General features: G+C 50.6%; 13 protein-coding genes, 1 rRNA gene and 1 pseudogene. 8 read left to right on the top strand and 7 right to left on the bottom strand.

What is annotated here, in order from left to right:
- The first annotated feature begins 455 nt into the window (after nucleotides 1–455).
- Both QZ279_RS15665 and QZ279_RS15660 read left to right on the top strand, forming a co-directional pair.
- Nucleotides 456–707 (top strand): hypothetical protein, encoded by a 252-nt coding sequence (locus tag QZ279_RS15665; RefSeq protein WP_366513868.1) that lies wholly within the window; start codon nucleotides 456–458, stop codon nucleotides 705–707.
- Nucleotides 698–1030, top strand: a complete 333-nt coding sequence (locus QZ279_RS15660; protein ID WP_366513866.1) for a site-specific integrase — start codon at nucleotides 698–700, stop codon at nucleotides 1028–1030. The genes QZ279_RS15665 and QZ279_RS15660 overlap by 10 nt, the downstream gene beginning before the upstream one ends.
- Before the next feature lie 367 nt (nucleotides 1031–1397).
- On the opposite strand, the gene QZ279_RS05245 is transcribed toward QZ279_RS15660, so the two are convergent.
- Nucleotides 1398–2195 (bottom strand): porin, encoded by a 798-nt coding sequence (locus QZ279_RS05245; RefSeq protein WP_293448910.1) that lies wholly within the window; start codon nucleotides 2193–2195, stop codon nucleotides 1398–1400.
- Nucleotides 2196–2545: 350 nt separating this feature from the next.
- Here QZ279_RS05245 and QZ279_RS05240 point away from each other — a divergent pair, with 350 nt between their 5' ends.
- Nucleotides 2546–3010 (top strand): DUF3576 domain-containing protein, encoded by a 465-nt coding sequence (locus QZ279_RS05240; RefSeq protein ID WP_293448908.1) that lies wholly within the window; start codon nucleotides 2546–2548, stop codon nucleotides 3008–3010.
- A 35-nt stretch (nucleotides 3011–3045) separates the two neighbouring features.
- Here QZ279_RS05240 and QZ279_RS15655 read toward each other — a convergent pair whose 3' ends face one another.
- Genes QZ279_RS15655 through QZ279_RS15645 form a run of 3 tightly spaced genes read right to left on the bottom strand, consistent with a single transcriptional unit; the run spans nucleotide 3046 to nucleotide 4192 of the window.
- The gene (locus QZ279_RS15655) at nucleotides 3046–3603 is read right to left on the bottom strand and encodes a glycosyltransferase (protein WP_366513865.1); all 558 of its coding nucleotides are present in this window, start codon (nucleotides 3601–3603) and stop codon (nucleotides 3046–3048) included.
- A gap of 14 nt (nucleotides 3604–3617) precedes the next feature.
- A complete protein-coding gene (locus QZ279_RS15650; protein WP_366513864.1) occupies nucleotides 3618–3899 on the bottom strand; it encodes a hypothetical protein in 282 nt (93 codons plus the stop codon).
- Nucleotides 3890–4192 carry a hypothetical protein gene (locus QZ279_RS15645; protein WP_366513863.1) on the bottom strand — a complete coding sequence of 101 codons (303 nt, stop codon included), beginning with the start codon at nucleotides 4190–4192 and terminating at the stop codon, nucleotides 3890–3892. Before QZ279_RS15645 ends, QZ279_RS15650 begins: the two co-directional genes overlap by 10 nt.
- A 161-nt stretch (nucleotides 4193–4353) precedes the next feature.
- Here QZ279_RS15645 and leuS point away from each other — a divergent pair, with 161 nt between their 5' ends.
- From leuS to QZ279_RS05215, 4 genes are read left to right on the top strand one after another with little or no spacing between them, the layout of a single operon-like run.
- Nucleotides 4354–6915: a leucine--tRNA ligase gene (leuS, locus tag QZ279_RS05230; RefSeq protein WP_293448906.1), complete on the top strand. Its 2562-nt coding sequence runs from the start codon at nucleotides 4354–4356 to the stop codon at nucleotides 6913–6915.
- A complete protein-coding gene (gene lptE, locus QZ279_RS05225) occupies nucleotides 6902–7396 on the top strand; it encodes an LPS assembly lipoprotein LptE (protein ID WP_293448903.1) in 495 nt (164 codons plus the stop codon). The genes leuS and lptE overlap by 14 nt, the downstream gene beginning before the upstream one ends.
- The gene (holA, locus tag QZ279_RS05220; protein WP_293448900.1) at nucleotides 7393–8418 is read left to right on the top strand and encodes a DNA polymerase III subunit delta; all 1026 of its coding nucleotides are present in this window, start codon (nucleotides 7393–7395) and stop codon (nucleotides 8416–8418) included. Before lptE ends, holA begins: the two co-directional genes overlap by 4 nt.
- A 21-nt stretch (nucleotides 8419–8439) precedes the next feature.
- Nucleotides 8440–9027 (top strand): glutathione S-transferase family protein, encoded by a 588-nt coding sequence (locus QZ279_RS05215; protein ID WP_293448897.1) that lies wholly within the window; start codon nucleotides 8440–8442, stop codon nucleotides 9025–9027.
- Here the strand turns inward: QZ279_RS05215 and QZ279_RS05210 are convergent.
- Nucleotides 9011–10201 carry a TIGR03862 family flavoprotein gene (locus QZ279_RS05210; RefSeq protein ID WP_293448894.1) on the bottom strand — a complete coding sequence of 397 codons (1191 nt, stop codon included), beginning with the start codon at nucleotides 10199–10201 and terminating at the stop codon, nucleotides 9011–9013. The genes QZ279_RS05215 and QZ279_RS05210 overlap by 17 nt on opposite strands.
- A pseudogene (locus QZ279_RS05205) lies at nucleotides 10198–11537 on the bottom strand (mechanosensitive ion channel domain-containing protein). The gene QZ279_RS05210 and the pseudogene QZ279_RS05205 overlap by 4 nt, the downstream one beginning before the upstream one ends.
- A 118-nt stretch (nucleotides 11538–11655) precedes the next feature.
- Between QZ279_RS05205 and QZ279_RS05200 the strand changes: the two are divergent.
- Complete coding sequence (locus tag QZ279_RS05200) at nucleotides 11656–12423, top strand: HpcH/HpaI aldolase/citrate lyase family protein (RefSeq protein WP_293448891.1); 768 nt, start codon at nucleotides 11656–11658, stop codon at nucleotides 12421–12423.
- A gap of 266 nt (nucleotides 12424–12689) precedes the next feature.
- Here the strand turns inward: QZ279_RS05200 and rrf are convergent.
- A 5S ribosomal RNA gene (gene rrf, locus QZ279_RS05195) occupies nucleotides 12690–12804 on the bottom strand.
- Nucleotides 12805–12963 lie beyond the last annotated feature (159 nt).

Below are 12963 nucleotides of genomic sequence, written 5' to 3'. Positions count from 1 at the left end.
ACCGACGAGGATGGGATAGTTGATTGAAGTGTATAACTAGCACTACATTTACTCACCGTCACACATCAAAACGGGCTTGCGGCACTATTACAATCGGCGTGCTAACCTTAATCCAGTTTGTTTCGTTGCCTGTTTTGTTGCCGGTAGCGCCTGCGTTTCAAATGCTCAGTGCCTAACCTTGTTTTTCAAATGCCTATTTTGCCTTACACAGTTATTTATCCACTGCGCCAAATGCCCTGTTCAAAACGGTTTTTTAGCTCACACGCATTGCTCGCTCGCAGTGTTCACTTTTGATGTGTTTTGGCACAGTACAGCTCTCTCACATAATATGTATTTGTTGAGACATAGAGCTAACCCACTGTAATCATTTAACTCACAGTGCTTCACATATCCGGTCGCCCAACCGTTCGATTAGATCATATGCTGTGAGCACACAAAAGCTGAGAGATGCACATATGAGACAAGCACTAACACTCACAGACACGCAGTACCGACAAGTGATCGCATTCTGTAACACTCGCAAGCACACGCAGCGTGACCAGACCATCATACACGTGAGCTTTCTTGCAGGACTCCGTTCAATGGAGATCGCAGGACACAGCATTGGTGATGTGTATGATCACACTGGTGCTGTACGTGATCAGTTCAGCATCACAGGGTCACAGGGTCACAGAGCAAAGGCGGTCACACTCGTGCTGTGTATGTAAGTCGCAAGCTTAAACGTGTGCTACAGCAGTACTATCCGTCAATACAGTATCGCTCGCCAACTGATCTGCTGTTCCAAACACAGATACGCACACGCTTCTCTGCCAACACTATGTGTCAGCTATTCTTACAGATATACAAAGATTGCGGACTAAAAGGTGCCAGCAGTCACAGTGGACGCAGAACATTTATTACAAAACTGGCCAACACAGGCATCAATGTACGCTTGCTGGCAGAACTTGCTGGACATCAACACATCAGCACCACGCAGCGCTATATTGACGTCAACGACACACAGCTGGCACAGGCAGTAGAGCTGATATAGTTAATGGCTCAGCAGTGATTAGCACGTTCTGGGACTGGATTCGCATCTACAAGCGCAATGTGATTATGGCTTACACAGGGTAAATATCGAGCTATCAACTGTGCGCGCACAGTATCAAAGTTAGGCATAAACCTGTTCTGTCAAAGTCAAGCAAGTGTGCTGTAACTGAGTTAAGACAAGCAACACACATCCAACTTCAACAACATCCGTCACATCGCAACAGCACAAAGCGCACCTACACCGTGCTGTAGTTGAGTATGCCGCTGTGGTTGGCGAGTTAGTGCCGCTCTAACAAAAAAATCATACCCAAAACGTGAAAAGAGCGGACCAAAGCCCGCTCTTTCCATTAATCCAAATCCAAAGTGGATTAGAAGCTGAACAGTACGCCCAAACCTGCAACGTTAGTACCAGCAGCAGTCCGGCCAATTGTACCAGTGAGTGAAGCACCACCTAGATCTTGGCTAACACTTACGCCATAGCTATCGCCCGCAGTCGCGGATTTGTAGCCAAAGCTAAGAGATGTCGCGTCCGAAAGGTCGTAGCCTACTGACAACACGGCAGTATCGTCGCTGTTATAGCCAACTGCTGCACTAACTTCGCCACTAGATAGCTTTCCAGAAACCATCCATTCGTCGTTGTTGTTTGCGCCAAGGCCGATCGTGAAGCCGCTGACAGTGTAGCTCGCCGCAATATCCGTCTCGGTTCCAGCCGCGTTTGAACCGATACCGGCTTTGAAATCACCCATCGCATAGCTCACGTAAACATTGTTACCCGAGTCGTTGATACCGCTAGTGTTAGTATCGAAGCCGATAACACCACCATCATTGAAGCCTTGGTAGTTTGCAACACGAGCCAAAGATTTCATCGCACCGTTTGTTGCGCCCACAGCAAGCGTCAAGCCGCCGGAGGTCATAGATACCTTGCCGCGCTCCATCGCACTAGCTGTAGTACCGTTTGTAATGTTGATCCGTGAAGACGCTGTAAAGCTCATACCGGCATCTGTTTCAACGGTACCTTTGAACGTAAGACGCATCCTGCTTGATAAATCGACGTCTGTGCCGTTATATACTACGCCCATAAAACCGTAACCACCTACTGTTACGTCTGCAGAAGCAACGCCAGCTGTTGCTATCAATGCTGTTGTAGCGATAAGAATTTTTTTCATCGTTTTTCCCTCGGGTTTTTTTAATAAGTGCCTAGCTCGGGGAATCCGCACTAGGCCTTGAAGTTGTTTCGCTCTTTTCAGGGTATCTTTGCAAGGTTCCCAGATCGCACTGTGTCAAAGCTTGGGAAAATGATGCAGCTTTGCCACACTTAGTAAGCACCAAGTTACATTCTATAGTAGACTTGTGTCATCCTAACCTCTCGGGAGGCATGTCATAGAAATGTATCAATAAACAGATATACGTTGGGCACGCGTTTGTGCAACGCGTCGGCATCAAACCTCTTATCAAAGGCCTTGCTCCCTCCTCTTTGCAAGTTTATGACTAATGAAACAAAGACGAGGCATACCAAATGTTGAACAATCGCCCCGCCAGACTTTCTGCCATATCAGCCGTTTGCGTTTTGCTTGCTGGCTGTGGGGGACTTGGTTCCGGAAACGGATCTGGTAGCAGTGCTTCCGAAGGCGTAATCGAACCTGTCACTATTTGGGACGCTTTGCGCAAGTCAGATGCAAACACCAATGTTCAGGTGAACAAGTATATCTGGAAAGCCTCTTTAGATGTCTTGAATTTCTTGCCCGTGGAATCGGTTGATCCGTTTTCAGGTGTAATATCCACTGGATATGGTCGCCCACCCGGCGGCGGTCGTGCGTATCGCGCAACGATTTTGGTGAACGATCCAGCGCTAGAAGCCCGTTCCTTGAATGTAGCAATGCAAACACGCAGTGGCCCAGTAAGTGCTGCAACTGCGCGCGCAGTCGAAGACGCAATTCTGGCACGCGCACGTCAACTGCGTATCGCAGACGGCCGTCTATAGCTTTAGGTTTTTGCCAAGTTAGAAACCCATTCAAGCTACTTTGGCAGACAATGGGTTTTTAGATTATAAGTTTCCAACACGAATTTGCGTGTCGCTTTTCCAAGTCGTTCGCGTTTTTCTTTGTCGCACAAGAGCACATTCGCCTTTTCGACCAATGCATCCGTATAAAAGAAATCTGTCAGCCAGCCCGTTTCATCATGTCGAATAGCCTCCAGAACCGGCGCAGTGTCGGACGCAAGAATGGCAGCCTCGGCGCTCATCGCTTCAAGCAACGACCAGCTTAGAACGAACGGGTATGTCATATATATGTGTAGACGGCTGACCTGCATCATCGAGAGGAACGCATCATATGGCACACGGCCCAAGAAATGCACGCGCTCCCAATCTTCGTCGGAAATCTCGGATCGGACTTCGTCTATACAAAGTTGTTTCCACGTTTTGCCCTTTGGCGGCTTTGATCCATAACTGACTTCATCGCTACCAAGCAGCACAACTTGCGCATTCGGACGTGTCTTTAGGAGTTTGGGCAAAGCTCGCATGAAAACGTGATACCCACGATAGGGTTCAAGATTGCGATTGATGAACGTTATCACCTCATCATCGCGCGTCAGTGTTTGATGTTCGCGAACGCGCAGCGTTGCGGCTGGGGGAAGGTATCGGCTTGAAATTCTGTCGGGCTAATTCCTGCGTCGCCAATGTCAAAATGTAGCGAATTGTTGAGATTGCGCAGCCACAAGCGTAGCGCATTACCGCGCAAATCTTTCGTTGTGAATTCAGGATCAAAGTTGACCGTTTCGCCTGAATCCAAGCGATACAATTCACAATACAGGCCCATCTTGGCGTTTTGGCGTTCGGCCAGACGTCTTTCAGGAACATCGCCTAGCCCCAACCGTGGTGCGCAGGGATCACGTCAGGCTCTAGGCCCTTCTCTTTCAGCGCCAAAGCTTGGCGATAGCAGGCCTCAGCACGGATCACTTTGGTTTCCAGATCGGACAACCAAGGATGCACATCCTTTGAGGACGATCGCGTAATTTTGTAAGGCAGCAGTGTCACGCCCTTCCAGACGGTCTGCTTTTCGACCTTGGGTGTCATTGAATACACTTTGTGGCCTTGTTCGACCAAAGCAGGTGCCAAATGTTTGTACTGCCCAGGGAAATTTTGGTGAATAATTAAGATACGCATAAAAAACGGCCTGCCTTCGTTTTTTGTCGACTATAGAAACACCATTGTGTCGCGCCAATGGCGAATTCTTGGTTGCGAACGCTCTGGACCCTGAAACACCCATCGCATATCACCCTTGCAACAGTATTTTAAGGCGCGAGATGCGCGATAAGGACATGCCCATGCAACGCTATGACGCCCCCTCCATCGAAGCGAAATGGCAAGATGCGTGGAACCTTGCCGACACTTTTAAAGCGACGCGCGATCCGTCCAAGCCAAAATACTACGTTTTGGAAATGTTTCCCTACCCATCTGGCCGCATCCATATGGGTCACGTGCGCAACTACACAATGGGCGATGTGATCGCGCGCTATAAGATGAGCACAGGCCATAACGTGTTGCACCCAATGGGTTGGGACGCATTCGGCATGCCAGCAGAAAACGCCGCGATGGCGATTGGCGGACACCCGAAAGATTGGACCTACAACAATATTGCGGACATGCGTTCGCAAATGAAGCCGCTGGGGTTGTCGATTGATTGGTCCCGTGAATTCGCGACCTGTGACGTTGAATACTACGGTCAGCAACAAGCGCTGTTCCTCGAATTCCTTGATGAAGGTCTGGTCTATCGCAAGAACGCCGTTGTGAACTGGGATCCAGTGGACATGACTGTTTTGGCGAACGAGCAGGTTGAGGCCGGTCGCGGCTGGCGTTCAGGCGCTTTGGTGGAACGTCGCGAACTCACGCAGTGGTTCTTCAAGATTTCAGATCATTCAGATGAATTGCTCTCTGCATTGGACGGTCTTGATAACTGGCCTGCCAAAGTGAAACTGATGCAAGAAAACTGGATCGGCAAATCACGCGGTCTTCAGTTTGCGTTCTCTACAATTGAAGCGCCCGACGGCCATGACCGGATAGAGGTTTACACAACGCGCCCTGATACGCTGAACGGTGCCTCGTTCGTTGGTATATCGCCAGATCATCCGCTGGCCAAGCAACTTGAAAAGGACAACGCTGAACTGGCCGCGTTCAATGAGGACTGTCGCCAAGGTGGAACCACAGCTGAGGCGATCGAAACGGCAGAGAAAAAAGGCTACGACACTGGCCTGCGCGTGCGCCACCCGTTTGACACAAGCTGGGAGCTGCCCGTCTATATCGCCAACTTCATTCTGATGGATTATGGCACAGGCGCAATTTTTGGCTGTCCTGCCCATGATGAGCGCGATTTTGAATTCGCGACGAAATACGGCTTGCCGATCACATCGACCTATCTGCCGTCTGAAGACGCCGATCCAAAGGTCAAAGCTGCTTACGTTCCTGCGAAAATCGAAAAGGTTTTCTACAACGGCGGTTTCGCGGGCGAGCAGTGGCAGACAGGTAACGAAGCCATCGATAGCGCAATCGCGTTCTGCGAAGAAAACGGCATTGGCCAAGGCGTCACAAAATATCGCCTGCGCGATTGGGGCCTTTCGCGTCAGCGCTATTGGGGTTGCCCGATCCCTGTTGTGCATTGCTCTGACTGTGGTGTGGTTCCTGAAAAGAAAGAGAACCTACCGATTGAGCTGCCCTATGACGTGACCTTCGATACGCCCGGCAACCCTTTGGATCGTCACCCCACTTGGCGCAACTGTTCCTGCCCAACTTGCGGCAGCCCTGCGCAGCGCGAAACCGATACGATGGACACGTTCGTTGACAGCTCATGGTACTTTGCGCGTTTTACATCGCCTAATGCAGAAACGCCTGTCGATATGGCGGATGCAGACTATTGGATGAACGTCGATCAATATATCGGCGGGATCGAGCACGCGATTTTGCACCTGCTGTATTCACGATTCTTTGCACGCGCGATGCAGATCACGGGTAACTTGCCAGCCAAAGCGATTGAGCCCTTTGATGCTTTGTTTACCCAAGGCATGGTGACCCACGCGATTTACAAGACTGAGGGCGACAACGGGCGTCCCGTTTACCATTATCCTGAGCAAGTTGACCTAAAAGACGGCAAGGCTTTCCTTAAAGATGGCAGCGCAGAAGTGGACGTGATCCCGTCTGCAAAAATGTCCAAGTCCAAGAATAACGTGGTTGATCCGCTGAACATTATTTCTGCATTCGGCGCAGATACTGCACGTTGGTTCGTCCTGTCTGACTCCCCTCCTGAGCGGGATGTTGAATGGACCGCCTCTGGCGCCGAAGCGTCGTTCAAACATTTGGGTCGCGTGTGGACGATCTGTGATCGTGTCTCCAAGTTAGACCCAAGCATCAAGGGGACTGGCGACGAAGATCTGCTGCGCGACATGCATAAAGCCATCCGCGATGTAACGCTGAGTGTCGAAAGCTTCGGCTTTAACGCAGCTATTGCAAAACTTTATGGATTTACCAACGCGCTCGGCAAATCCGATGCCAGCCAAAGCGTGCAGCGCCAAGCAGTCATGACATTGGCCCAACTGATGGCCCCCATGACGCCGCATTTGGCCGAAGATATTTGGGCACACCAAGGGGGTGAGGGTTTGATCATCAACGCCCCTTGGCCCGTAGCCGATGACGCGATGCTTGTTGAAAATAACGTCACGATGCCGATCCAGATCAACGGCAAACGCCGCGCTGAAATCACTGTACCCACGGATATGTCAAAAGAAGACATTGAAAAAGTCGCGCTTAGCGATGAGGCTGTCGTTCGAACACTTGATGGCGCAACGCCTAAAAAGGTGATCGTAGTGCCAGGGCGGATTGTGAATGTTGTTGTCTAATCGAAGAAAGCTCATGCTGGGTGCGGTGGTTTTATTCACCAGCGCCTGCAAATTTACGCCTGTTTATGGCCCAGATGCTGCGGGTTCCAAACTTGACGGGCGCATTTCCGTATCAGCGCCCTCAACGAGAGAACAGTATCTTCTAACGCGGCGTCTAGAAACGCGGCTTGGTCGGTCTGACCCAGCACCCATGACATTGACATACTCAGTTTCCCATAGCGCATCGGGTCTGGGCACGACTGCAACGGGATCCACCACGCGACTACATCGCGTTGGGGCTCTTAGCTACAGTCTCAAGAATACAAGCACGGGTGAGATGATAGACAAAGGACGCCTCACCAATTTTACTGGCTATTCCGCGACGGGAAATACTGCGGCCAGCCTCGCAGCTGAAAGTGCTGCGATTGAACGCCTGATGTATATCCTTGCAGATCAATTAGTTGATCGTTTGCACTTGATCGATCCTGCGCTGTTGCCATGAAACTTTCCCCGCGTGAGGCAACTGGCTATTTCGCCAAACCCGACGCGGGCAAAACGGGGCTTTTGATTTACGGCCCCGATGCTATGCGCATCGCGCTGAAGCGCCAGCAAGTCATCGCTACATTGATCGGCCCAAGCGGTGAAGAAGAAATGCGGCTGACACGTATCCCTTCGGCAAATTTGCGAAAAGACCCTGCGATCCTAATCGACGCGATGACCGCGCAAAGCTTTTTTCCCGGTCCACGGGTCGCATTCGTCGAGGACGCAACAGATGCAATTGCCAAGATTATCGCACCAGCGCTTGAAGAATGGCGCACGGGCGATGCGCAGATTGTCGTCACTGCAAGTCAGCTCACCGCGAAGTCCGCGCTGCGCAAGATGTTTGAGGGTCATAACAACGCGTTCGCAGTTGCGATTTACGACGAGCCGCCGTCGCGTGCGGAAATCGAGGCAGAGTTGTTGCGCGCGCAAATAACGATGCCAGAGCGTGACGTAATGGACGATTTGACGACCCTCTCGCGTGAACTTGATCTGGGTGATTTTCGTCAGACGCTGGAAAAGCTCGCGCTTTATAAGTTGAACGATTCTGCGCCGCTCAGCAGTGAAGACATCGCCGCCTGCGCGCCCGCATCAACAGAGGCCGCTTTGGATGATGTGATTAACATTGTTGCAGAGGCCCGTTCAGGTGAGATCGGTCCAATCATGCGCAAATTACAGGCGCAGGGCGTACAGCCTGTCGGTTTATGCATCGCCACATTGCGCCATTTCAAAACGCTTTATGCTGCGGCCAGTGATCCCGGTGGTGCAGCACAAGGTATTGGGAAACTGCGCCCCCCTGTTTTTGGCCCGCGTCGCGATAGAATGCTGCGCCAAGCCCAAGGCTGGGGGATCTATAACCTTGAGGCAGCACTGAGCCTTTTAGTCGACACCGATCTAAAACTGCGCAGCGCCGGGCAGCACGCCCCTGCGATGGTGTTGGTTGAGCGCTGTTTGATCCGCCTCGCAATGATGGCGCGAAAATAAAATAATTGGGAGAGTTTGAGAATGTATGAAGTCTTTGGAAGCATCGCCAGTCGCGCGTTCCGTGTCCTTTGGGCACTGGAAGAATTGGGCGTGCCCTACACACTGATCCACGCGAAACCGCATGATCCTGTTTTGACTGCCATCTATCCCGCTGGCAAAGTTCCTGCACTAAAGGTTGATGATCAGATCATCACCGATTCAACCGCGATCATGACATACCTTGCTGACAAACACGGTGCTTTGATCGTGCCTGCCGGAACGATTGAGCGGGCTCAACAAGACGCGATCACGCACGCTGTGATTGATGAAATTGACGCCGTTCTGTGGGCAGGTGCGCGCCACAGCTTCGTTTTGCCAGAGGAACGCCGCGTACCCGACGTTAAACCCTCCCTAAAGTGGGAATTTGACCGCAACATTCACCGACTTGCGGATCGCATCACCACACCGTTCGCTGCAGGCGAGACATTTACGATCACAGACATCCTTTTGACCCACTGCCTGAACTGGGCTGTTGGTGCCAAGTTCGAGCACACCAGTGACAAAATGACAGCCTATGCGAAAGAAATGCGCGCGCGTGATGCGTTCAAGCGCGTTAGGGCGTTGGAGTAAGTCCCAAGTAACGGGCCGCACCGCGACCTGCGGTGTAGCCTGTTGCGAAGCAAGCGGTTAAAAGGTAGCCGCCTGTCGGTGCTTCCCAATCCAGCATTTCGCCAGCGCAGAACGTTCCGGGTCTTGCGTGTAACATAAGGTTCTCATCGAATGCGGCTTGCGCAACGCCACCGCTTGTCGAGATCGCTTCGTCCATCGGACGAAGGCCACTATGGCCTACTTTCAAGTTCTTTATGACCGGAGCCAGATCTTTGGCGTCACTTGGAAGGGGACGCGCCCATTCGCCCAACAGGGCCAATTCGTGTTTCTTCAGATTTAGCGTTTTGCGAATGTGGTTCGTCAGCGAATTCTTCCCACGCGGTTTTGCCAGCGCATGTCGCACGCGATCAATTGTCCAATCTGGCATGAGGTCGAAATAGAGGTCGCCGCCCTCACGCACCCCACGCGAAACGGAATAGATACCGCCGCCCTCTAGGCCACCTTTGGAAATAATTGCTTCGCCTCGACTGCTATATGTGCCGGACCTAAATGCGACCGCCTTGAGGGGCGTGCCAAAGTGGGGCTCCATATGCGCACTCCACGCGACACCAATACCAGCGTTCGACGCACCAAATGGTGCAAGTTTGAACCCTTCCTTAGCGAAGATTTTAGCCCAGTGGCCATCGGAGCCCAGACGTGCCCAACTTGCGCCGCCAAGTGCGAATACAGTCCCGTCGGCTTCAACACTTTGCGCGCCTTCGGGTGTCTCAAACGTTAAGGTACTGCCGTCCCATCCAAGCCAACGCCATTTAGTGCGAAACTCTACACCCTGCTCGGATAGTCTATTGATCCAAGCCCGAAGTAAGGGCGATGCCTTCATCGCATCAGGAAAAATTCGGTCAGACGTTCCCGTAAAAACACTTTGCTCAAGACGTTCAGCGAATTGAACAACCTGCTCTGGTCCAAATGTATTAAGAATTGGACCCAGCCAGCTTTGCGCATCGGAATAATTTTCGACAAAAGGCCCAAGAGCCTCGTATTTCGTCAGGTTCAAACCCGACTTGCCCGCCATCAGAAATTTCCGCCCTACTGACGGTTTAGCATCAATCACTATAACCTTAGCACCTGCGCGCGAAAGCTCATCTGCAGCAATGAGCCCCGCGGGTCCCCCGCCAACTACTAGTGCCGTTTTCATTTTGAAGCCTTATCTGAAATCGTTTTGATTTCACCTTTAAGTTCCACAACACGTTGAGGATAAGGAATTTGAATATCGTTATCTTTGAGCGCGTTCCAAATTAAAAACAGAACGTCGGACGTGAATTTATTTTGGCCATCATCGATTCCATTCACCCAAAATTCCGCAGAAAAATTGAAGCCGCTGCCTCCAAATCCTCGAAGTTCGCAATCTGGAGAAAACGGGTGGGTCAAAACTTCTGGATGCTTGGCAACGGCCTGCTCTACGATTGCAGGTACAAGATTGATATCGGTGTCATAACTGACCGAAAAAGGCGCCTCATATCGGTTTGCAGAACCACTGTCGGAATAGTTAACAACGCGGATCGTGATGAAATCTTCGTTCGGAACAACAATCCAGCGCCCATCATAGGTTTCAAGAAAGGCTGCCCTCGCGGTCATCTTGACGATCGTGCCTGCCTCACCTCCGTCAAGTTCAACGTAATCACCAACCGTTGCCTGACCTTCCAGCAAAAGGATGACACCAGAAATAAAGTTAGAGGCGATCTTTTGAAGACCAAAGCCAAGGCCCACACCAATCGCACCACCGAGGACTGCTAAAGAGCTAAGCGAAATGCCCATGATGTTCATCAAAAACAAGAAAGCCGCTCCAAAGATTGCGATTTCAGCAGTTTTAGATGCGAGTTGCTGAGTCGCTGGACGCATCTCGTCCTGCTTTGCGATGAACGTGTTAGATTGATCGTTAGACCAGCGACCAATCCGAAAATGATTCCGCCGACGACTACAAATCGGATTGCGAATAGAACAGAGAAGGACAGGTTGCCCAATGGGACAATTAGCGTTTCAAGGCGTTCGGTTGCTACATCAAGAAAACCAATTGCATACAGCGCCGCAACGGGAACTAGGACGAATTTCCCAAGCAGCTTTAGAAACCCATCGGTGATTATCTGTTGAACCAATAGGTGAGCCGCCAAGAATAAGAATACTCGTTTGCCAAAGGCAATAACCGCACTGCTACCAAAGATGGAGCTGGTAACTTGTTCACCAATTCCAGTCAGCGCATACGCGATTAGCGGCAAAAGCAGGGGTAGAAATATCAAAACAAAGCGGCGCGCAGGCGTGATAATGTTTTCTTGCTCACCCTTAGGTGTCAGCGTTCGTGTCAATAGGGGACGCAGTTTTTTTGTTAGATAGACCGCCATTAGATAGGCAACGACGAGTAGAATGAATTGAGACCACGCTGCGGGGCTAAGAAGCCAACCTTTGGCTATGTCACAACCTTGAAACGTATATCCTGCAATCTGCTGCACGATTTCTGGTTGCGCACTTAGGTACATCATTTGTTCCATCCTGTAGAGATTTATGTTTTTGCCCTAACGCACGCGTATTGGCTAGACCTGTTGACGTTACTTCCTTGTCCAGTAATGTCCCTGTGAACAATCTGAGGTACTTCTAATGGCTGCCATTCCCAACCCTTTCAAAAAGATGCTCGCGTCGAAAGAGCGCGCAATCGGATGCTGGTTAGGCTTTGGTGAGGCAAATTGTGCCGAGATGATGGGTACGGCTGGTTTTGACTGGTTGGTAATAGATGCAGAACACGGGCCGAATGATATTCGATCTGTTCGTGATCAATTGATGGCGCTGGAAAATAGCGCGTCTAATGCGGTTGTTCGTTTGCCGTCTGATGAAGTCTGGATGATCAAGCAGGCGCTCGATGTCGGTGCCCAAACCCTTTTGATCCCCATGGTAGAAACTGCAGAACAGGCCAAGAATATTGCATCAGCGATGCGTTATCCACCAGAGGGCACCCGCGGAATGGGCGCAACACTCGCACGTGCTACTCGGTTTGGCGAAATGAGCGATTACGCCGTTACTGCAAATGCAGAAATTGCTCTCATTGTCCAAGTGGAAACCGTTAAGGGTATGTCCAATTTGGAAGCTATTGCCAACGTAGATGGCGTTGATGGCGTGTTTATTGGACCAGCTGATTTGTCTGCTGATATGGGTTTCCCAGGGAATTCCGCTGCCCCAGAAGTCGCCGCAGAAATGCAGCGCGCTAGTGAGGTTATTGCGAGAACTGGGAAGTCGGCGGGTTCACTCGCTTTGAACGATAAAACAGCGAGATCTTATGCAGAGATGGGCTACAGTTTTATGGCAGTAGCGATCGACGTTGTGCTCTTAATGCAAGCAGCACGAGCAAAGGTAAATGCTTGGAAAACATAGTGTTTTCATGACGTTGATTTGATTGAAATTAGAACTCTCACAAATGACATTTCAAAACTGAGATGTCATTGAAGTGTTCGGAGCCTAGCGATAGGGTTGGTATCTCTTTACGTATGCGTTTTGCTCTTTACGCTTCCATAAAACAAATATCTTTTCACTAAACAAGAAATTTTAACGCCTAAAGCAGCAAGCGTTTTGCCACTTGTCACGTGTTCTTACTTTGTTTTGGAGATTTCTTAAGATCGCATAGAGTTTTGGATTACTGGGATTGGCGGTGACCTACTCTCCCACGCCTTAAGACGCAGTACCATTGGCGCGATGGTGCTTAACTTCCGGGTTCGGGATGGGACCGGGTGTTTCACTCATGCTATGACCACCAAACCAAGTAATCCAAACAAAAAGTACGCAGTACTTCTGGTGGGAGGCAGTCGATCTTGCGGAGCAAAATTGACGTCCCCACGCAGTAATTAACTGGGTGCTTCCAAAAAATTAACGTTGTCCAAGTCGTTTTCGACTTATGGTGTTGTGTATGCTTCTGTT

This window comes from Planktotalea sp. (assembly GCF_018607965.1).
In the GTDB taxonomy this organism is placed as follows: Bacteria; Pseudomonadota; Alphaproteobacteria; order Rhodobacterales; family Rhodobacteraceae; genus Planktotalea.
The sequence above is the reverse complement of the archived record's forward strand: the minus strand, read 5'-3'. Positions and strand labels throughout refer to the sequence as shown.